The sequence below is a fragment of the Pantoea nemavictus genome (assembly GCF_037479095.1).
GTDB lineage: Bacteria > Pseudomonadota > Gammaproteobacteria > Enterobacterales > Enterobacteriaceae > Pantoea > Pantoea nemavictus.
This window is the reverse complement of record NZ_JBBGZW010000001.1, coordinates 3,290,743-3,310,358: the sequence shown is the minus strand read 5'-3', so window position 1 is coordinate 3,310,358 and position 19,616 is coordinate 3,290,743. Positions and strand designations below refer to the sequence as shown.

Sequence of the window (19,616 nt, the reverse complement as noted above, 5' to 3'; positions counted from 1 at the left end):
TGAGGGGAAATTAGTTAAAGCCGCCGTTGAGCAGAATCGCCGTGACGATACCGGTTGCTGCGGCCACCAGCACATAATTACCGTCAATGTTGGCCCAATGCTCACCACGTGGTGGTTCATATAAACCGCGATCGCGCCAGTCATCTACGCGATAGTGCGAGCCACGAAACTCCGGCGGTGCCGGATAGCCGCGGCGGAAATCATGGCCGCCCCAGGCGAAACGATCGCCGCCGTGATGCCCTTCCGGCATACGGTGGTCGGCATAACGGTCGTGACGATCCGGGCCAGGTCCGCGATCGTGACGGTCGCCGCGGTCGTGATTATTGCCGCGATCCGGTCCACGGTCACCGCCATGATCCGGGCCGCGTCCATGATTCTGATGCTGATCGCCGCCGTGCGACTGCCAGCGCTGATCCCCCGGGCCATCCGCCCACGAGGTGCTTGAAAACAGTGTGCTGCATGCAATAAGTGACGCAATAAGAGTGAGCGTTGTTTTTTTCATGATGTTGCCTCCAATGATAACGGCGGTTGCGCTGCCGTTGAGCATTACTATTGATTAAATGGAGACAGAAAAGCATTTCCAAAACTCTTAAAAACCCGATACTTACAGGAAATTACGCCAAATTATCACTTTCTTAACGATTGTGTATTTTCTGACATTAACGGGATCGAAGGCACGTGACAGCGTTTATTGGTGGCAGGCCAGGAAATAAAAGAAAAACCCGATCGCCAGGATCGGGAGGATAATTCAATTTCCATAAATAACATCAAGAGGGTAAACCCTACAACGTTGAGGGTAAAACTGAAGCACACAACGCCACATCACTAGCATTGCCGATAAACAATACCATTTAAATGTGAAAATTTCTTTGGAAAAGCGCTGTTTTTCAGAAAAATACGCAAAAATTAATCGTCAGGAAAAAATAAAATTTTTCGCAACGTTGTTTCAATATAAATAAGGTCTGTGCTCTGACCAGAACGCAATGCAGATAAAAAATCGGGCTATAAAGATGACACCGAAACCATCACCCCAATCAATAAAAATCATAATTATCAATAAAATGAACAGAATACTCATATTAAAAACGTTGATTTACCGATCAGAGTTCAGCGTTATTCACCATTCCCCCCGCTATTAATACGATAACATCACCTGCGCGCCCCATTAATACATGACAGTGATTAATACTGCGCTCAATATTACGTTTGTTACGTAACGCTTTAATACCACGGTTTTGCCAGCGCCGTTATTTAAGGAAAACGTTTACATGGAAAAAATATTAGTTAGCGCCTGTCTTATGGGGTATGCAGTGCGCTATAACGCCAGCGATAAAGCGCTGGTATCAGCAACGTTAGCGCGCTGGCGCAGCGAACAGCGGCTGGTAATTCACTGTCCGGAGTTGGCGGCCGGTTTACACACGCCACGTTTACCGGCCGAGATTGCCGGTGGCAGCGCAGAACAGGTGCTTACCGGCGCGGCGCGCATCATTGAATCCGATGGCCGGGATGTCACGCAGCATTACGTATTAGCCGCATGGTTAGCGCTGCGCGCGGCGCAAGAGGCACACTGCCGTTTTGCTCTGCTCACCGATGGCAGCCCAACCTGCGGCAGTCAGCAGGTTTATAACGGCAGTTTTAGCGGCCAACGGCAATCCGGTCGAGGCGTTGCTGCCGCATTGCTCCTGCAGCACGGCATCGAAGTGTTTGCCGAATCACAGCTGACCGCGTTGATTCAACGTGTGGCGGAAGCGGATAAATGTCGCGTGGTTGATGCGGGATGACGCGCTAACGCCGCCACCGGTCGAATCGGTCGTCGCACCAGTTCACCGCTGCAGTTCGGACAGCGCTGCGCCAGCGAGCCTTCCGCACAGGTGACACAGAAGGTGCATTCGAATGAGCAAATGCGCGCATCGGGCGACTCCGGCGGCAAATCTTTGTCGCAGCATTCGCAGTTGGGACGTAGTTCCAGCATGATTTTCCTCCTGAGATTTACAGCCACCATCATTACCGTAATCGTGACGCTGCACCAGCCAATGATCAGACATCAAGCGGACAAATTGGGACAGAGTGTGTTTGAGGCCATGTAAAGTAAAAAGACGGCAAGTGTATGAATCGCGAGCGTTTGACTTGCGAACCCACACCCCTACAGATTGATTGATGACGGCTATAAGCGAACCATCTTTGCTAAAAACATTACAATCCCTGTCAGGCGTTCTATAGTTCAGTCGCGATATCTACTGACGAGACTATGTAATGCGTATTAAAGGACTTAATTTAGGCTTTTTTATCGTTATTTTGGCGATCGTTACCTTCGCCTTTTTTGATGTGCTGACACCTTATTTCTCTGCCATTTTCTGGGCCGCGATTCTGGCGGTGATCTTCCATCCCTTAAAGTCGCTGCTGCGCCGCAAAATGGGCGATCGTAACGGCCTGGCGTCGTTTGCGACTTTATTGATTATCTGCCTGATTGTATTCACCCCGCTGGCGCTGATCACCTCTTCGATGGTGGTTGAAGTCAACACGGTGTACACCAAGCTGCAAAACAACTCCGCACAGTTCCCGGCGGTGTTTGCTGATTTGCTGCAGCATCTGCCTTCCTGGGCGCGCAACTATCTCGCCGAAAACAACCTGAACAACGCACAAGAGATTCAGCAAAAGCTTTCTGGCTTTGCGCTGAAAGGCGGCCAGTACATGGCCGGCAGCGTGTTCCTGATCGGGAAAGGCACCTTCACCTTTACCGTTGGTTTTGGCGTGATGCTTTACCTGCTGTTCTTCCTGTTGAAAGACGGTGCCTGGCTGGTCAATCTGATGCTGGAAGCGCTGCCGCTTTCAACCTACGTTAAACATCATTTGATGATGAAGTTTGCGGCGGTATCGCGTGCCACAGTAAAAGGCACGGTGGTGGTTGCAGTGGTGCAAGGGGTGCTTGGCGGCATCGCCTTCTGGATCACCGGCATTGATGGCAGCTTGTTATGGGGCACCTTGATGGCGTTCCTGTCGCTGATTCCAGCGGTGGGCTCGGCGATTGTTTGGGTGCCAGCGACCATCTTCTTCTTCGCCACCAGCGCCATCTGGAAAGCCCTGTTCCTGATTGGTTTCTTCGTGGTGGTGGTGGGTCTGGTGGATAACATCCTGCGTCCGCTGCTGGTGGGTAAAGACACCAAAATGCCTGACTACCTGATTTTGATCTCAACGCTGGGCGGCATGGAAGTGTACGGCATCAACGGTTTTGTGATTGGACCGCTCATTGCCGCGCTGTTTATTGCCTGCTGGAATCTGCTCTCCGGTCGCGATAACCGTGAGAACTCAGAAGAGATCGACGAAGAGTTTATCGAGGAAGGTAAAACCCGCGAGGAAGAGGGAAAGATTCACGAGTAAGCATTTCAAACGGCTACCGTTTATCGGTAGCCGCAATCCTGCATGAGAATATCGTCTCACCATTTGCTATCATCGTTGCATTCATTACGGCTTGCACGAAAAGAGAACAACATGTCCATGGAATCCTCCTTAGCGCGTGAAAATCAGGTGCTGTCAGTGTTTGATTTTGACGGCACGTTGACTATTCACGATAGCTTCATCCCGTTTCTGCGCTTCAGTTTTGGCAAACGCGCTTTTGCGCGCAAAATTGCCAGGTTAGCGCTGCCCACGCTGCACTGCATGCGGAAAAAGCTGACGCGTGATGAGCTGAAAGAAGTGCTGATTAAAACGTTTTTGACCGGCGTCGAGGAGAAGTGGATTCGTCAGCAGGCGCAGCTATTCTGCGCGGCAAACTGGAACAAGTTGATGCGCCCGGCAGGCCTGTTGGCGGTGGCTGCTGAGGTGAACTCCAGCGCGCAAGTGACCATCTGTTCCGCCTCGCCTGCGATGGTGTTAGAGCCGTTTGCTGAGCGTTTGGGCATCAATCTGATCGGCACCCAATTAGAGGTGGTGGACGGCATTCTCACTGGCAAGATTACCGGTCACAACTGCCGCTGCGGGCAAAAGGTCAAGCGACTGGAAAGCGTCTACGGCCCGCTGCATAACTATCACCTGCGCGCCTGGGGCGATACGCGCGGTGATTTTGAATTACTGGCCGCCGCGCAGGACCCGCACTGGCGTCATTTCCATCCAACGTGGAAAAAACGCCGCGTGCCGATGGAAAAACTGCGCATGTTGCGTCTTGATCCTTAGCAGCGCTATATCGGCTGATCAGTAAATCCGGTCAGCCTTTGCCGCATCCAGCCAGGGTTTAAACTCCTCCAACAGCAAATCATACAAACGATCCTCAGCCAGACTGGCGAAGTTATCGATGGCAAAGAAATGGGTATTGTCGATGCGGCGATCGTTGAAGTTATCCAGATCCTGCAGAATACCGTAGTTACTGCCGCCAAGCCCGACGAACTTCCAGAAGATCGGATAGTTTGCCGAGCGGCGAATCGCCTCTTTAATGGCGCGCGTTTTGCTGATGCCGCCATCGGTAATAAACACTACGTATACCGGTAAATCACTGTGGCGGAAGGTATCAATCAACTCTTCCATTACCGGCGGCTCGTTATTGGTGCCGCCCAGTCCGGGTAAAATCTCCCACGCTGACTGCTTGCCACCACGCTGAATCATAGCGATATAGCCATCAAGATTGTCCAGCGTGACATCGGGATATTTTGCGTGTTGCTGACCAAAGCCCCAGACATCCATCGAACCGTCATCATCAAACTGCGCCGCCAGCACTGCAATGCGATCCAGTACCGCCTGCACGTTGCCCTTACTAAACTGCCCTTTCATCGATCCTGAAGCATCCAGCACAAACGCCACTCTCGCTTTTACCGTCTGCAGCTGATATTTGCTCAGACTAACGGTGGCTTTTTTTGCCAGGCTCACTAACCGCGGCGCTTTCTCCTGCAGTTTTTTCTCCAGGCTAACCACCGTTGGCGCGGCGGGTTGCGCCGTGGGTTGCGCGATATCGACGCCATAATTGCGTGCCAGAGGTTCAAGTCCACCGTTGAATCCCTGCCCTAATGCTCGCAGTTTCCAGCCGCCGTTGTGACGATAAACTTCTGCCAGGATCAGCGCTTTCTCGCTGCGCCCCTGCGTTTCCGGGCTGAAGTGAGCAATATTTTCTGCTGTCAGAGTCAACGTGTTGAGCGCGGTCAGCGTCTCATTGCCGTCAATCACTAAGGTGATGGCAATCTTGCTTACGTCTGCAGCGATTTTATTCAGATCCAACGTGAGGCTGCTGCCCTGCGGCGTGTTTTGCATCACCACGCTGCGATTGGCTGTCGCGGGCTGATTGAAGAAGATGAAGTCGTCATCACCCCGCACTTTTCCGTTGGCATTAAGCAGGAAAACGCTGCAATCCACATCACCGCTGAAGGTGGATGTGGCGGCATAGTGCAGGCGAAGCGTCAGCTGCATGCTTTGCAGCGGGAGATTCTGGCCCGGTTGTAACATCATACTTTTAACCTCCTGTTAAGGATGCATCCTTTAGATAGTAAAAAGCCCCGGACCAGCCGGGGCTTTAATAACACTATTTTAAATCAGACGCTCACGCCGTGCTGCGAAGCCAGCGCTGCCAGGCCGCCTGCGAAGCCTTGACCAACGGCTTTGAATTTCCATTCAGTGCCGTTGCGATACAGCTCGCCAAACACCATCGCGGTTTCGGTCGAAGCATCTTCAGACAGGTCAAAACGGGCGATTTCGGCGCCGTTATCATTGTTGAAGATACGCATAAAGCTGTTGCTCACCATGCCGAAGTTCTGCTTACGCGCTTCTGCATCATAAATGGTGACCGCAAACACCAGCTTCTTCACATCAGCCGGCACTTGAGACAGGGTAATTTTCACCTGCTCGTCATCGCCATCGCCGGCACCGGTGCGGTTATCGCCCTGATGCTCAACGGAACCACAAGCGCTCAGCTTATTGTTGAAGAAGATAAAGCCGCTGTCGCTCAGCACTTTACCGTCGTCGCCAACCATAAACACTGAAGCATCAAGGTCAAAGTCCTGACCATCGGTTACACGTGCATCCCAACCCAGACCCGCCATGGCAACATTCATGGTTGGTGCTTCTTTAGTCAGGGAAACGTTACCGCCTTTTACCAGAGAAACTGCCATTTTAAAGCTCCTGCTTTTAATTGGATGATGCGGGCAGCGCGCGGCTGCCCGTGAGAGTTAAGTCAGCGATTAAGACGCGTTGATACCGTACTGAGCACATACCGAGGCCAAACCACCGGCATAACCCTGGCCAACCGCGCGGAATTTCCACTCGGCACCGTTACGGTACAGCTCGCCAAACAGCATAGCGGTTTCGGTTGACGCATCTTCGGTCAAATCGTAACGCGCCACTTCACTGCGGTCATCATCGTTAACCAGGCGGATAAACGCGCCTGAAACCTGGCCAAAGCTCTGACGACGGGTCTGTGCATCGTGGATGGTGACCACAAATACAATTTTGTCGACGTCAGCGGGAATTAGGTCCAGTTTGATTTTCAGCGATTCATCATCGCCATCGCCTTCACCGGTACGGTTGTCACCGGTGTGCGAAACGGAACCGTCAGAAGAGACCAGGTTGTTATAGAAAATAAAGTCAGCATCGCCGCGCACTTTGCCGCTGGCGGACAGCAAGAACGCTGACGCATCAAGGTCAAAGTCCTGACCATCGGTGGAACGTGCATCCCAGCCAAGGCCAACGAGGACGTTTTTCATGGTTGGTGCCGCTTTGCTTAGCGAAACGTTACCGCCTTTAGAAAGAGAAACGCTCATTGTAATTACCTCTTGGTTAATGATTTTTCAGACTCATCACTGGTTGAAGATCAGCTCTCTTCTTTTTCCTCGGGTTTCCCGGGGAACATCACGCTGAGCACAATACCGACCGCTAACACGCCGAGTACCACAAACAGGCTGGCGCTAGCAGAGATGCTGTAGCCGTGATGCCAGATATGATCGGTAGCATTCAGACCCAGTTTCACCGCGATGAAGAACAGCAGCACGATAACGGCTTTCTCCAGGTGAACCAGATACTGCTTCAATGCTTCAAGGACGAAATACAGAGTACGCAAGCCGAGGATGGCGAACATCATGGCGCTATAGACGATCAGCGGTTCACGGCTCACCGCGATAATCGCCGGCACCGAGTCAAAGGCGAACATCACGTCAGAGAGTTCAACCACCGCCACACACAGCATCAACGGCGTGGCATACAGCGCCGCTTTCTTGCCGCGACCGACCATCACATCTTTGTTTTCTGGCTTCTGCAGCTCTTCATCGACTTCCTTCTGATTAAGCAGGAAGGCGTTACCACGCATTTTTGGCCAGATCGGGAAGAAGCGTTTCACGCCGCGATAGGCAAGGTGCTGCGAGTAATCTTCGATCTCGTCGCTGTCGTCGCCGCTTTTCAGCATCATCACCGCCGTCCACGCTACGATCAGCGCAAACACGATTTCGACGTACGGACCGAGGCTCAGCAAGCCAGTACCGATCGCCACGAAGATGCCCCTGAAGACGATAGCACCGATGATGCCCCAGTAGAGCACGCGGTGACGATAGCGGTCCGGAACGGCAAACCACGAGAAGATCGCCATCATCACGAACAGGTTATCGACGGAAAGAACTTTCTCCAGCGCGTAACCGGTCACGAACAGGCTGGCAACTTCAGCGCCGTGATGGATATAGAGGAAGCCGGCGAAACCCATCGCCACTGCAACCCAGAACACCGACCATAACGCCGCGCTTTTCAGCGAAATTGGCTTGTCGCCACGGTGCATAAACAGGTCGATAAAAATAGCCCCTACTGACAGCGCGATGAACACCGCGACGGTTTCAGCTGGAAAGCCAATGTGTGTAGATACCATGATTAACCCTTAAAAGACGAAACTTAAAGCCCAAAAATTGCTGGATCGAAGCCCAAAGCCACGGCGATTTCGCGCACCGCTTTTTGCTCGTCAGCATCAAAATCACCATCACTTTTACCGACAGCAATACCTACACGGATCGCCAACTGCGCGGCTTCCGGCTGATCCTTTAATGCCAGGATGTACTTCATGGTTTCGCCCTTGCCGATTTCCAGATCGAAATCGAAGCTGCTTACCAGCTTGTTGAAGAACTCAATCACTTCCGTGGTATCAAAAACTTTCAATTCTTCAGACGCACGCAGAAAACCGATCATCTTCTGTTTTTCTTCTGCGCTCACGCCGCCATCTGCAACCGCAATGCGCGCGCAGACTGCGACTGTACCCTGCATAAATTTCTTATTTTTAAAGCGGCTAACCTGTTTGGTCAGCTCATCGCGGCCGGAGTTAAATGCCCCTTTGACCTTGTTGAAAAAGCTCATAGTAGATCCTCTGTCTGTAATTATTTGGAACCGGCTCGCCAGTTGAATCCCCAACCGAAAGCTTTATCCATATCGGAATGCCCGTTAAAGAACTGATTGATACGCTCGACGCGGATACTGCCGTTCTCATTGACGAGGCGAGCAATCGCACACATGTTGCGGCGGTTCTCCCCTTCCGTCATACGCGTTTCAATCGGTGGCTGGTCTGGGATGTGCAGCGTCACTACGCCATCCGTTTTGTCCCAGCTGGCCGCGCCTTGGTAGATGAAGGCAAAAATCAGCACTTCACGAATCTGGCTCCACTCGCGACCGTTAATGTGCAGCCATTCACCATCGGTAACCTCGCCGGTACGATCGTCACCCTGCAAGTGTACGAAAGGTTTGGCATGCATGGCGCCAAAGTTGCCGCCGAGTGCCTGAATCACGCCGCGCGAGCCGTCTTGCAGCTCAACGAAGGCGCCGAGATCGAGATCCACGCCTTTGTTGCCGCCGAAGAAGGAGCGCAATCCGCCGCCACCGCTGTTCGTCTCACGATGCCAGTTGAGGTTAATGCGGATTTCACCGAAGTTATCGCGCTTGGTCAGGCTGATGGCTGGTTTCTCTTTGGTGAGAGAAACTTTGCTCAGATTGATTTTTGCCGGTGCAGGCGTTGGTGCTGGTGCTGGTGCTGGAGCCGCCTGCGGCGCTGGAGCAGGCGTTGGTGCCGGCTCAGCCACATCGACACCAAAATGTTCCGCCAGCGGCTGCAGGCCGCCGTTGAAACCCTGTGCAATAAAGCGGAATTTCCAGTCATTATTGCGACGGTAAAGTTCGCCGAGGATCAACGCCGCTTCCTGACGTCCCACCAGCTCCACGCTGCCGTTCAGCAGCACTTCGCCGCCCTGCTCCACCTGAATTGCCAGGCGTTGCAAACCCGACACGTTGGGGCCGCCGTCACAGGTGACGGTGAAGGCAACTTTCTGGACCTCAGGACGCAAGCGGTTGAGATCGACAGCAAAGGCAGAATTGTGCCCTTCGCTTTTCAGGCTGATGGTACGGTCATCGTTATCCGGCTGACCGTAGAACACCATGTCGGCATCGCCATTCACTTTGCCGCTGGCGAACAGACGAAATGCCGAAGCATCAACGGCGCCGCCAGACAGCACGCGCACCGTCAGCAGATTTGCGGGAACGGGAGCATTGCTCCCCGGCGTCATATTCATTAGCGCACCACTGCGGCAACGATGTCGTTTTGCATCGCGTCGATGGTACGACCTGCGCTCGCGCGGCCATGCGCCGTGAAGTCCCACAGTCCGCCGTTGCGGTGCAGGGAAGCAATCACGATGCCGGTATGGCTGCCTTGCTCGGTCAGTTCATAGCGCGCCAGCTCTTTGCCGTTTTGATCGACGACGCGGCAGAAAGCATTTTCCACTTCGTTGAAGGTCTGGCCCTGGAAGCTGTTCACCGTAAACGCCAGATACTCAACGTTGGCCGGCAGACGTGATAATTCGACGTTGATCACTTCATCGTCGCCGTCACCTTCGCCGGTCCGGTTATCGCCGCTGTGCTTAACGGCACCGCATTTCGAGGTTAATGCGCGGAACCAGATGGTATCAATGGCATTACCGGCTTGATCCAGTAATACGCAGCTGGCATCGAGATCAATTGAATCACTGCCGCCACCGAAAAGCTTGCCCATGAAGCCTTTCTTTTTAATTGGATCCCAGCCTAAGCCGAAATGGAGTTTATTCAGCGAAGCGGTTTGTTTGCTGAGTGAGACCGTCTGATTCTTGCTTAATGAAACCATGTCATAATTCCTTCAAACAGGTTTGAAAAGGGTTTTATATTTGCTTCAAATTCCATGAGGCCAAAATCATATCATGATGATATTGATGAGCGGCATTAATTTTCACAGCAATTTCATGAAACAAAATAAATCGTTTTATAATAACAACTTAAGCAAATCACCGCGGTTCAACTCACGCACTAAACATGACAATTCTTTACATTAAAATTCATAAGGTTACGTTAGGGTAAAAAATCATATTATGATTGACTAGTTACGGCGTGATAAATACACTCGCAATCCATAACCCACCGGCAAGCCTCCTGCGGAAATAATTAGAAATGTCTCACAAAATTTGGCTAATGGAAGGTTTATCCTCCCAGCGCGATATAATTACTGGCATTACGTCTACAGCTAAAAAACATAACTACAATGTGTCGATTTATGCATCGCATCGCCAACAGCGTAATGAAATACTTTCTTTGGCGGATTATGCATTAATAGAACCCAACGATGTTAATCAGCGCCTCGAATTTATTCTTTCTACCGTAGAAAAATACGCCATTCAGGCGATTCATACTGGCCGCCATGCCCATTGGTTTGAGGCACATCGCGCTGCCATTGAAGCCAGCGGCGCACGCTTAACCACGGGCGCGCGCGATCTCGCCATGCTGGATCTGGCTGACGATAAAGTCGCGTTTGCCCAGCGCATGGAGAGCCTCAACCTGCCGGTGGTGCCTTCGCTGCGTGTCGACTCACCGGCTCAGTTACGTGAGCTGATCGCCAGCCAGCCGTTTGGCGATCTGCCGCTGTGCGTAAAACCGGTTAAAGGCATTTATGGCATGGGATTCTGGCAGTTTGATGAAAGCGTCTCGCCAATGGCGGCGTTTACTCATCCGGATGCACGCCGGGTTAATGCAAAATATTACCTCCAGGCGCTGGAAGCCGCCGACAGCATGGAACCGCTGGTATTAATGCCGTGGCTGCCGGGGCCGGAATATTCCGTCGATATGCTGGCGGAAAACGGCAAAGTGCTGGCCGCCGTGGCGCGTCGCAAAGAGGGTGCGTTGCAGTATCTCGAGCACAGCGGCGAAGCCTTTGAGCTGGCACAAGCTTGTGCTGCAGCCATGATCGCCGATGGATTGATCAACGTGCAGACGCGCAATGATGCCAGCGGCAAACCGTTATTACTGGAGATCAATATGCGTCCTTCCGGCGGCATTGGTTACACGCGCTTCAGCGGCGTAAATCTTCCCGGCTTGTTTGCGCTACGCCAGCTAGGCTTGATCAGTCAGCAGCAGGCAATCGACGAATCCCGCAGCGCCTTCGCGCCAGCCACCGTCCGCGCGCTGAGCGACGTGGTCGCTTACAACTCCGTCCTGTCCAACCAGGTTCAATGAGGAACATTCCATGACCACACTTTGGAGCAGGACGCTTTCATGCGGCACGCTGACCGTCACGCCAACCGGCGGCATTAGCGCCATCGACGACCTGTTTGAGATCGCCGAACGTCGCAATCCCAAGCGCGCTTTCCTGTTCGTCAGTAAAGTGCTCGGCCGCCATATTCCAGTTGAGCCGGAAAAAATGCGTGCCGTTTATCGCCAACTTGCCGAGCAGTTTCCGCCTTTCGCTGAGGGCCCGGTGCTGTTTATCGGCATGGCCGAAACCGCAGTTGGCCTCGGCGCAGGCGTATTTGATGAAGTGCGCCAGCGCGCAGGCGAAGCGGTGTATCTCACCTCGACGCGCCATGCGCAGCAGGCCGATTTGCTGTGCGAGTTTAAAGAGAATCATAGCCACGCCACCGATCATCTGATCTATCTGCCCGATGACGCGCAGCTGCGCCATCGGGTGCTGAATGCGCGCACGCTGGTAATGATTGATGACGAAGCCACCACCGGCAACACCTTTATTAATCTGCTTGAAGCGCTGCGCAACGACGGCGGCTTAAAGCAGATCGAGCAGGTTATCGCCGTCACCCTCACCGACTGGAGCGGCGAGGCGCTAGCCGCGCGCTGTCCGGTTGCGCTGCGCAGCATATCGCTGGTGCAAGGTGACTGGCACTGGCAGCAGGACCCGGATGCCGCGCTGCCGCCGATGCCCGCCGTCGCACTCAACGATGCTGCCACCGTGCCAATTACCGGTAAACAGAGCTGGGGCCGACTCGGCATGGCAGCCCCCGCCGCCGATCTCGGTGCAGCCATTCAGGCGCAGCCGGGAGAGAAAATTCTCGTGCTCGGCAGCAGTGAATTTGTCTGGGAACCTTTCCTGCTGGCCGAACGGCTGGCGGCGCAGGGCGCGCAGGTGAAATACAGCTCCACCACGCGTTCACCGATCGCCACCGGTTTTGCCATCGAATCGGCGATTGCCTTCGGCGATAACTACGGCCTCGGCATCGCCAACTTTGTTTATAACGTGGCGCATCAACAGTTTGACCGCATTTTGTTGTGCATCGAAACGCCCGTCGACAGCGTGGACCCGCTGTTAACCGCGGCACTGGCCAAGGTTGCGCCCCAAGTTGAGGTGATTAGCTATGAATAAGCCGGTGATTTTTTCCGACCTTGACGACACGCTATTTCAAACGCGCCGCAAAATGGTGGACGAGCTGGATCTTGAGCCGTTCCGCACCGGCGCGCTCGATCTCAGCCTGCAGCCACGCAGCTTTATGACTGAGGAGCAGTCGATGCTCGTCGACTGGATGATTGAGCAAGCCGATTTGATCCCGGTCACCGCACGCGGCACCGAAGAGATTGCCCGCGTGCAAGTCCCTTTCCGTTCCTGGGCGGTGACCACGCACGGCGCAGTGATCCTCAATCCGCAAGGTGAGGAAGATGCCGAATGGCGCGCGCACATGCTGGAACAACTCACGCCTTACGGTCCGGCGCTGCTCTCCATGCAGCAGGCGATTACCGACCTGATGGCAGAACGCGACATCAATGGCTGGGCGCGCATCAACTATGAATATGGCGTGACGCCGATCTATCTGGTGATGAAGCATCGCGACAGCACGCGGCTCGCAGAGCTTTACGCCATCGCCGATGAAATCGAGCAACGCTTCCCGACTGCCGGCTACTACATCCATCGCAACAGCAACAATGTGGCCTGGCTGCCGAACGTGGTGGAAAAAGGCTTAGCCGTCAGCTTTCTGCTGGAAAAACTGCGTAAAGAACGCGGCGTGTTCCCGGTGATTGGCCTCGGCGACAGCCTCAGCGATCACCGCTTTATGAAGCTGTGCAGCTGGTACGGCATTCCACGTCAAAGCCAGTTTGCCGAGCGCATCAACCAATCCCTATTCGGAGAACAATGAGATGGTGAATAACCTGCCTTTCTCTGGATCCTACCAACCCGGCGACGTCGAATTTTTGCTGAAACCGGTTGAAATCGACATGACGCCGGTCGAGCAAAAAGAGCAGCTGATCCAATCCGGCGCGCGTCACTACTCCGAGATGCTGAGCCAGGAACCGGAACCGACGCGCTGGCACCTCGAGCTGTTTTCCCGCGCGCTGGATCAGGGCGCGGGCCGGCTGGCGAAAGAGGTCACCATGCTGGCGCGGACGCTGGCACAGCAGTTTGGCGACACGCCGATTGTGCTGGTAAGCCTGGTGCGCGCGGGCGTGCCGCTCGGCGTGATGCTGCAACAGGCGCTGCGCGCGATGGGCCGCGAATCGTATCATTACGGCATCAGCATCATCCGCGATCGCGGCATTGATAGCGCGGCGCTGGACATCATTGAAGCGCGCCACGGCAGCGACGGCATTGTGTTCGTCGATGGCTGGACCGGCAAAGGCGCCATCACTGGCGAGCTGATCCGCAGCCTGGAACAGCGTCCCGGCTATCCGCTGCAACCACGTTTAGTGGTGCTGGCCGATCCTTGTGGCCGGGCGTGGCTTTCGGCCAGCGATGATGACTGGCTGATCCCGTTTGGCATTATGGGCGCGCCGGTGTCGGGCTTGATCTCGCGCTCGTTGTGGTCTGAAGAGGGCTTGCACGGCTGCGTGCAGTGCGACCACTTAGCGCAATATGATTGCAGTCAGCAGTTGGTGAACACCGTGGCGGAATACGCGCGCGCGCTGGATATCAGCACCCTGCCCGCTTGCCAGCAGGATCCACAACATCAGCAACGGCTAGTCGCGCAAAGTGAAGCGGTGATCGCCATGCTGGCGGAGCGTTATCAGGTGAACAGCATTAACCGCATCAAGCCGGGCATCGCCGAAGCCACGCGCGCCGTGCTGCGTCGTGTGCCGGATCAGGTGCTGGTGCGTTCGGTGGACGATCCCGACGTGGCGCTGCTGGTCTATCTGGCCCAACAAAAAGGGCTAACCATCACAGAAGCGGGAGCCGATCTTGGGCAATACCGCGCCGTGACGATAATCAAAAAGGTGCTGTGATGAACGACCGTCTCTCTCCGTGGCGTTTGGGCGCAACGCTATATATGCCGGCGGTGCGCTGCGATATCGTCGATGCCATTCTGCACAATAAAATCAGCGGCCTGCGCTCGCTGGTGATCTGCCTGGAAGATGCGGTGAGTGATGCCGATCTGCCGCAGGCACTGCACAATCTGCAGCAAATTTTGCAGGTGTTGAATGCCGAACAGCGCGCCAATGGCAACGCGCAGTGGCCGCTGGTTTTTGTCCGTCCACGCAACAGCGAGATGGGCGCATGGCTGGTGAAAAACCTCAACCTCAGCGCGATCGATGGTTTTGTGCTGCCGAAATTCACCGCCGATTCGTTGCCGGTATGGTGGCAGATTCTCGAACCGAGCCATCTGTGCATGATGCCGACGCTGGAAACCGAAGAGGTGTTTGACGTGGTGGCGATGCGCGAGCTGGCTCTCACGCTGCAGAACCATCCCTGCCGCCAGCGGGTGATTGCCCTGCGTATTGGCGGTAACGACTTGATGAATGTGCTCTCTTTGCGCCGCTCGCGTCAATTCACGCTGTATGACAGCCCGATGGGTTACACCATTAAAATGCTGGTGGCGGTGTTTGCTTCGCGTGATTTTGCGCTGACCGCACCGGTGTGCGAGCACATCGACGATCAGCAGATTATGGATCAGGAATTGGCACTGGATATCGCGCACGGTTTGGTCGGCAAAACCGCCATCCATCCCAGCCAGATCGGCAAGATTCAGGAGATGCTGATGGTTTCGGCCAGCGATCAGGCTGACGCGTTCCGCATCCTCAACTCCAGCCAGGCGGTTTTCAAATCGCAGGGCGCGATGTGCGAACCGGCGACGCATCGCCGCTGGGCCGCCGCGATCCTGGCGCGCGCGCAGGAATATGGCATTGCACCGGATACACGATCTGAGGATACGCCGGTTTTTCGGAACCTATTTACCTGATATTTAAACACCCTCTGATACTGTCGAAAACCGTTTGCCAGGAGGGCGATACAGACCATTGAATTTTAACGCAGGCCTCAATCGACCATGCAACTCAGTACCCGACAGACACGCGTATTTATGCTGGCCTCACTGCTCAGCAGCGGCAAACCGATAGCGTCCAGCCGCATTTTAGCCTCGCTCGACTGCTCCGAACCCACGCTAACGCGCGCGCTAAAAGAACTGCGTGAATCCTGGTCTGCGGAGATTAAATATAGCCGCCTCACCCACTGCTATCAGTTGACTGACGCTGGCAAACTCGACAAAAAAAGCCTGCGTCATATTAATGAAGCACTCAAGCTCAACGCTGAACTGCAACAGAGCGAAACCGTCAGCCGGGTATTTCTCGACAAAGAGAAAAAGAAAGCAGTGTCGCTGTCATTACGCATGTCTGTTTTAAGGAAAATCGACCAGGTGGTGCGGTTGAGTGAAACTACACGGAGCGATGCGGTGGAGATGCTGGTGGAGAGCGGGCTGGATGAGTTGATTGCGCGGTTGCGGCAGGTAAAAAAGTAAAAGTTAATAATATCTAAAAACGACCTTAAAATAGGCTGATAAATATATGCATTAACGTTAGTTAAAAACTTCCATGAGAACATAAAACTGCAAAACTCATTAAAGCCAAAACAATATAATTTTTTTACTCTCATTATTAACGCCACCGTAACTTCATTCATTTTCGCGCATACACATCCTCGCCGGATAAATATAGCCTTACTATCTCCATCAGGCTGTAGCGCTGCGGTTTAATGACATCGTATGCTGCAAACCAAGCAAAAAATTAAAATCCAATTAAATCAACGATGATAACCTATTAGCACCTGTTAATAGATAACGTTAAAATTACTTTTAACAGCATCGTTAAAATCAGTTCGTAAATAGAGCCGCATTCCAAAATTTGAATTTCCAGCTTGATAAACTATCACTCAATGTAATACCTTCATCGCCACTGAAGTTTAAACATTGCGCGAAAAGCACAGAGTCCAGCTTTTTAACTGCACTCGTAATAAGCATTGGCAATGCACTCGATTTAATTTGTTATCGGGTTAAGGGATTAACATTACTCAGTAGTTACCAGGATGGTGCTCATGACCTCTGCAGATCACAACATCTCAATTAATACCCTCGACACTCTGATGCAGGAAACCTGGCTGCTGTCTCTCGCCATACGAAACGGACAAACCATCACCATTGATGATGCGCTCTACCAGCGCTGTTTCACCCTGATCGAGCAGGTCCAGGATAAACTCCTCGCCGCTGGTGCACCCCCTATTTTCTGCGAGGAGATCACGTTCGCGCATAGCGTATTTCTTGATGAACTGATCATGACGATCCCGGATACAGACATCTCTGTCTGGTGGAAACGCTCGCCGTTACAAGGATATTTTCTCGCTCATCTTAATGGGGGTGAAATCTTCTACGAACGCATCAGAACGTTGCTGCATGAACCCGCGCCTGCGGAAACTCTTGTGGCCTGCTATTACCGCATGTTGCGCTTCGGCTATATCGGAAAGTGTCTGACGGAAGATAACGAAGAGCGTATTTCGCTGATGCAGAAGCTAAAAGCACTATTACCTGAGCAGTCTGAATCACCCGACAAACCGATTTTTATTCAGCGTTCACCCTATAAATCATCGTTCTGGCAGCGCGCTCCCTGGCTTATTCGTAGCGGTATTATCGTTGCCATTGCTATTGCCACATTCATCATGAACGATCATCTGCAATATCTGACTGGCAAAGGATAAACGCCAGACCAATACACATTTCAGGAAGGAATCTGTTAATGGGCAGAAAGGATTTTGTTCTCCAGGGCGGAACTACGCCGGTTTATAACCACTATCAGCTAAACATCTCTGTGCTGAAAAACCAGCATCCGGATATTCAGTTATCGGTGCTGCGTTTTAATGGTGAGGAGGCGTTAAATACGCCCTGGCACTACACCATTGAGATAACCAGTGCTACCCGCAATATTCCGGCTGAGATTTTAATTAACAGCGCAGCTCAGTTGCTGTTTTATCCCGACGGTCAACCCTGGCAATCGGTAGAGCCACGCATTCTGCGCGGCGTGATTACTGCTTTTCAGCAGTGTGAGTCCTCTGCTGATGAAACGCGGTATGTGGTGACGCTGGAGTCTCGCCTGGCACTGCTACGATCCAGCCTCACGTATGCCGTTTATCAACACATGAGCGTGCCGGGTGTCGTAGAAGACATTCTGAAACGCTGGGAATTCTCTTCACTCGATTATCACTTCCAGTTAAGCACGCAGTATCCGGTGCGCGATTTCTATATCTCTTACGCCGAAAGCGATCTTGCATTTATTGAGCGCCACCTCGCACGTATTGGCGTGTTTTATTACTTCAGCTGGGATGAGGAAAATCACCGTGATGTGCTGGTGCTGGGGGATAGCGCGCAGGCATACGCCTCAGAAATGCCTATTGCATTTCGTCATCCGTCAGGCCTGTTTGATGGTGGGCAGGAATCACTGTGGAATATATCCATTAACCATCAGTCGGTTGCAGCAAGCACAAAACTCAATGATGAGTATTACCGCCATGCGCAGGATGACATGCAGGCCGAGGTTGAAACCGATCCCGATAAACCGGCACTGACTGGAACGCTTTACCGCTACGGTGAGAATTATCAGGAGCGAGGTAAAGAATTTCAGGCGCTGCCGGAACAGGGCCAGTGGTTTGCCCGGCGTCGCCAGGAACGTCTGATCACCGAGCAAATCACCTTTGCAGGCAGCACCAATGCCATGGAGATTCGTCCGGGCATGGTCATCTCGCCACAAGGCAAAGCGTGGCCGGATGCGCCTGATGGTCTGCTGGTCATTGCAACCTCTTCAACCCGAATTTCACGTGATACTGCCTACGTTATTCGTTTCACCGCCGTACCGGTACGCTCCCACAGCCCCTATCGCCCACCGCTGAAAACCTGGCCGCACATCGCGGGAACACTGCTGGCACGCGTAACCAGCCCGGTTGACAATGCGCAGTATGCCGAACTTGATGAACATGGACGTTATCGGGTGCGGTTCCAGTTCGATGTGAATGCGTCATGGCAATCCGGTTTTGAAAGCGTGCCGGTGCGGTTAGCGAAGCCCTATGCAGGGAATGTCTACGGCTGGCACTTCCCGCTGATAGCCGGAACGCAGGTAATGATTGCCTTCACCAACGGCGATCCCGACAGGCCGTACATCCTCTGCTCGATGCATGACTCGCGTCATGAGGACCCGGTTAATCTCTATAATTATCAACGCAATGTATTGAGGACGCCGGCAAACAACAAACTCAGGTTTGAGGATCGTCGGGGCTATGAGCATGTCAAACTCTCGACGGAATTTGGCGGTAAGAGCCAGCTATCGCTCGGTCATATCGTTGATAATGCCCGCACTAAGCGGGGTGAAGGTTTTGAACTGCGCACGGACAGCACAGGTACGCTGCGTGCCGGTAAAGGTCTTTTCCTTACTGCAGATGCGCAGATTACCGCAACCGGTAAGGTGCTGGAGATGGCCCCAGCGCTAAGCCTTATCAAAGGTGCGCTCAGCCAGATTAGCGACTGGCAAACCATCACGCAGTCACACCACAATTTCCAGCCCGATGCCGCCCATCTCAAGGCTTATCTGGCAGCTGTCGATCAGCTGAAATCCCCGGCAATGCTGCTGAGCGCACCGGAAGGTATCGGTGCGGTTAGCCCCAAAAGCATCCTGCTTAATTCAGGCACCACTCTGCACCTGCAAAGCCAGACAGAAACCAGTATTGCCAGCGGCAAACGTATTCAGGTCAACGCCCGTCAGGCGATTTCTTTGCTGTCGCAGCAGGAGGGAATCCGCATGGTGTCAGGCAAAGGACCGCTGACGGTGGAATCCCATGCTGACACATTGGGACTGACGGCGATGAAAGATATCAGCGTGCAGACCGTGCAGGGGGAACTGCGGCTGACCGCGAAAAACGGCATCGTACTGGGCTGCGGTGGCGCAACCATCCGGATCACGCCACAAGGCGATATTCAGATCCATTCGCCGGGTAAAACCAGCATCCGTGGCGCGCATGCCTGGGATACTCCCGCCAGCGAAGAAACCCACTTGCCAGAACTGCCTAAATCGGTGTGCAAAGCGTGCCTGAAAAAAGCGCAGGAGGCGGCGCTGGCTTTTGCGCCGCGGGGCTAACG

20 protein-coding genes are annotated in these 19,616 nt (G+C 53.4%); 11 read left to right on the top strand and 9 right to left on the bottom strand.

Annotated elements, in window-relative coordinates:
• Positions 1-10: 10 nt before the first annotated feature.
• Positions 11-502 carry an RcnB family protein gene (locus WH298_RS15125; protein ID WP_180823239.1) on the bottom strand — a complete coding sequence of 164 codons (492 nt, stop codon included), beginning with the start codon at positions 500-502 and terminating at the stop codon, positions 11-13.
• 766 nt (positions 503-1,268) lie between these two features.
• On the opposite strand from WH298_RS15125, the gene WH298_RS15120 reads away from it, so the two are divergent.
• A complete protein-coding gene (locus WH298_RS15120; protein WP_180823238.1) occupies positions 1,269-1,781 on the top strand; it encodes a 2-thiouracil desulfurase family protein in 513 nt (170 codons plus the stop codon).
• Here WH298_RS15120 and WH298_RS15115 read toward each other — a convergent pair.
• On the bottom strand, positions 1,733-1,972 hold the full coding sequence (locus WH298_RS15115) for a DUF1272 domain-containing protein (protein ID WP_072093389.1): 240 nt from the start codon (positions 1,970-1,972) through the stop codon (positions 1,733-1,735). The genes WH298_RS15120 and WH298_RS15115 overlap by 49 nt on opposite strands.
• Positions 1,973-2,253: 281 nt before the next feature.
• On the opposite strand from WH298_RS15115, the gene WH298_RS15110 reads away from it, so the two are divergent.
• Positions 2,254-3,378: an AI-2E family transporter gene (locus tag WH298_RS15110; protein WP_007890725.1), complete on the top strand. Its 1,125-nt coding sequence runs from the start codon at positions 2,254-2,256 to the stop codon at positions 3,376-3,378.
• A gap of 111 nt (positions 3,379-3,489) precedes the next feature.
• Positions 3,490-4,170 (top strand): HAD family hydrolase, encoded by a 681-nt coding sequence (locus tag WH298_RS15105; RefSeq protein ID WP_007890726.1) that lies wholly within the window; start codon positions 3,490-3,492, stop codon positions 4,168-4,170.
• 18 nt (positions 4,171-4,188) lie between these two features.
• Here the strand turns inward: WH298_RS15105 and WH298_RS15100 are convergent, their stop codons facing one another.
• The 7 genes from WH298_RS15100 to WH298_RS15070 form a co-directional block, all read right to left on the bottom strand.
• Positions 4,189-5,430, bottom strand: coding sequence for a vWA domain-containing protein (locus WH298_RS15100; RefSeq protein WP_180823237.1), 1,242 nt, complete (start codon positions 5,428-5,430; stop codon positions 4,189-4,191).
• An 83-nt stretch (positions 5,431-5,513) separates the two neighbouring features.
• On the bottom strand, positions 5,514-6,089 hold the full coding sequence (locus WH298_RS15095) for a TerD family protein (RefSeq protein WP_049850873.1): 576 nt from the start codon (positions 6,087-6,089) through the stop codon (positions 5,514-5,516).
• A gap of 69 nt (positions 6,090-6,158) precedes the next feature.
• Positions 6,159-6,737, bottom strand: a complete 579-nt coding sequence (locus WH298_RS15090; RefSeq protein ID WP_137385348.1) for a TerD family protein — start codon at positions 6,735-6,737, stop codon at positions 6,159-6,161.
• 50 nt (positions 6,738-6,787) lie between these two features.
• On the bottom strand, positions 6,788-7,825 hold the full coding sequence (locus tag WH298_RS15085) for a TerC/Alx family metal homeostasis membrane protein (RefSeq protein ID WP_180823236.1): 1,038 nt from the start codon (positions 7,823-7,825) through the stop codon (positions 6,788-6,790).
• A 23-nt stretch (positions 7,826-7,848) separates the two neighbouring features.
• Entirely contained in the window at positions 7,849-8,304 is a 456-nt protein-coding gene (locus tag WH298_RS15080; RefSeq protein WP_007890731.1) for a tellurite resistance TerB family protein, read from the bottom strand.
• A gap of 20 nt (positions 8,305-8,324) precedes the next feature.
• On the bottom strand, positions 8,325-9,506 hold the full coding sequence (locus WH298_RS15075) for a TerD family protein (RefSeq protein WP_180823235.1): 1,182 nt from the start codon (positions 9,504-9,506) through the stop codon (positions 8,325-8,327).
• Complete coding sequence (locus tag WH298_RS15070; protein ID WP_007890733.1) at positions 9,506-10,090, bottom strand: TerD family protein; 585 nt, start codon at positions 10,088-10,090, stop codon at positions 9,506-9,508. Before WH298_RS15070 ends, WH298_RS15075 begins: the two co-directional genes overlap by 1 nt.
• Positions 10,091-10,410: 320 nt before the next feature.
• Between WH298_RS15070 and WH298_RS15065 the strand changes: the two genes are divergently transcribed.
• The 8 genes from WH298_RS15065 to WH298_RS15030 all read left to right on the top strand — a co-directional run bounded on the left by WH298_RS15065 (position 10,411) and on the right by WH298_RS15030 (position 19,614).
• Positions 10,411-11,469: an ATP-grasp domain-containing protein gene (locus tag WH298_RS15065; protein WP_180823234.1), complete on the top strand. Its 1,059-nt coding sequence runs from the start codon at positions 10,411-10,413 to the stop codon at positions 11,467-11,469.
• Between the two features lie 10 nt (positions 11,470-11,479).
• The gene (locus tag WH298_RS15060) at positions 11,480-12,607 is read left to right on the top strand and encodes a phosphoribosyltransferase domain-containing protein (RefSeq protein ID WP_180823233.1); all 1,128 of its coding nucleotides are present in this window, start codon (positions 11,480-11,482) and stop codon (positions 12,605-12,607) included.
• Positions 12,600-13,373, top strand: coding sequence for an HAD family hydrolase (locus WH298_RS15055; protein WP_180823232.1), 774 nt, complete (start codon positions 12,600-12,602; stop codon positions 13,371-13,373). The genes WH298_RS15060 and WH298_RS15055 overlap by 8 nt, the downstream gene beginning before the upstream one ends.
• A 1-nt stretch (position 13,374) precedes the next feature.
• A complete protein-coding gene (locus tag WH298_RS15050; RefSeq protein ID WP_180823231.1) occupies positions 13,375-14,454 on the top strand; it encodes a cysteine protease StiP family protein in 1,080 nt (359 codons plus the stop codon).
• Positions 14,454-15,407 carry an HpcH/HpaI aldolase/citrate lyase family protein gene (locus tag WH298_RS15045; protein ID WP_180823230.1) on the top strand — a complete coding sequence of 318 codons (954 nt, stop codon included), beginning with the start codon at positions 14,454-14,456 and terminating at the stop codon, positions 15,405-15,407. The genes WH298_RS15050 and WH298_RS15045 overlap by 1 nt, the downstream gene beginning before the upstream one ends.
• Positions 15,408-15,494: 87 nt before the next feature.
• A complete protein-coding gene (locus tag WH298_RS15040) occupies positions 15,495-15,962 on the top strand; it encodes a hypothetical protein (protein ID WP_007890739.1) in 468 nt (155 codons plus the stop codon).
• A gap of 563 nt (positions 15,963-16,525) precedes the next feature.
• Entirely contained in the window at positions 16,526-17,191 is a 666-nt protein-coding gene (gene tssL / locus WH298_RS15035) for a type VI secretion system protein TssL, short form (RefSeq protein ID WP_339541500.1), read from the top strand.
• Between the two features lie 38 nt (positions 17,192-17,229).
• Positions 17,230-19,614 carry a type VI secretion system Vgr family protein gene (locus WH298_RS15030; protein ID WP_180823229.1) on the top strand — a complete coding sequence of 795 codons (2,385 nt, stop codon included), beginning with the start codon at positions 17,230-17,232 and terminating at the stop codon, positions 19,612-19,614.
• Positions 19,615-19,616: the final 2 nt, after the last annotated feature.

Bases quoted from the DNA above. Each gene is read 5' to 3' on its own strand.
- tssL (WP_339541500.1), top strand. From the start codon at position 16,526: ATGGTGCTCATGACCTCTGCAGATCACAACATCTCAATTAATACCCTC.
- WH298_RS15030 (WP_180823229.1), top strand. From the start codon at position 17,230: ATGGGCAGAAAGGATTTTGTTCTCCAGGGCGGAACTACGCCGGTTTAT.
- WH298_RS15085 (WP_180823236.1), bottom strand. From the start codon at position 7,825: ATGGTATCTACACACATTGGCTTTCCAGCTGAAACCGTCGCGGTGTTC.
- WH298_RS15060 (WP_180823233.1), top strand. From the start codon at position 11,480: ATGACCACACTTTGGAGCAGGACGCTTTCATGCGGCACGCTGACCGTC.
- WH298_RS15120 (WP_180823238.1), top strand. From the start codon at position 1,269: ATGGAAAAAATATTAGTTAGCGCCTGTCTTATGGGGTATGCAGTGCGC.
- WH298_RS15070 (WP_007890733.1), bottom strand. From the start codon at position 10,090: ATGGTTTCATTAAGCAAGAATCAGACGGTCTCACTCAGCAAACAAACC.
- WH298_RS15080 (WP_007890731.1), bottom strand. From the start codon at position 8,304: ATGAGCTTTTTCAACAAGGTCAAAGGGGCATTTAACTCCGGCCGCGAT.
- WH298_RS15090 (WP_137385348.1), bottom strand. From the start codon at position 6,737: ATGAGCGTTTCTCTTTCTAAAGGCGGTAACGTTTCGCTAAGCAAAGCG.
- WH298_RS15100 (WP_180823237.1), bottom strand. From the start codon at position 5,430: ATGATGTTACAACCGGGCCAGAATCTCCCGCTGCAAAGCATGCAGCTG.
- WH298_RS15115 (WP_072093389.1), bottom strand. From the start codon at position 1,972: ATGCTGGAACTACGTCCCAACTGCGAATGCTGCGACAAAGATTTGCCG.
- WH298_RS15125 (WP_180823239.1), bottom strand. From the start codon at position 502: ATGAAAAAAACAACGCTCACTCTTATTGCGTCACTTATTGCATGCAGC.
- WH298_RS15050 (WP_180823231.1), top strand. From the start codon at position 13,375: ATGGTGAATAACCTGCCTTTCTCTGGATCCTACCAACCCGGCGACGTC.
- WH298_RS15065 (WP_180823234.1), top strand. From the start codon at position 10,411: ATGTCTCACAAAATTTGGCTAATGGAAGGTTTATCCTCCCAGCGCGAT.
- WH298_RS15040 (WP_007890739.1), top strand. From the start codon at position 15,495: ATGCAACTCAGTACCCGACAGACACGCGTATTTATGCTGGCCTCACTG.
- WH298_RS15110 (WP_007890725.1), top strand. From the start codon at position 2,254: ATGCGTATTAAAGGACTTAATTTAGGCTTTTTTATCGTTATTTTGGCG.
- WH298_RS15055 (WP_180823232.1), top strand. From the start codon at position 12,600: ATGAATAAGCCGGTGATTTTTTCCGACCTTGACGACACGCTATTTCAA.
- WH298_RS15095 (WP_049850873.1), bottom strand. From the start codon at position 6,089: ATGGCAGTTTCTCTGGTAAAAGGCGGTAACGTTTCCCTGACTAAAGAA.
- WH298_RS15045 (WP_180823230.1), top strand. From the start codon at position 14,454: ATGAACGACCGTCTCTCTCCGTGGCGTTTGGGCGCAACGCTATATATG.
- WH298_RS15105 (WP_007890726.1), top strand. From the start codon at position 3,490: ATGTCCATGGAATCCTCCTTAGCGCGTGAAAATCAGGTGCTGTCAGTG.
- WH298_RS15075 (WP_180823235.1), bottom strand. From the start codon at position 9,506: ATGAATATGACGCCGGGGAGCAATGCTCCCGTTCCCGCAAATCTGCTG.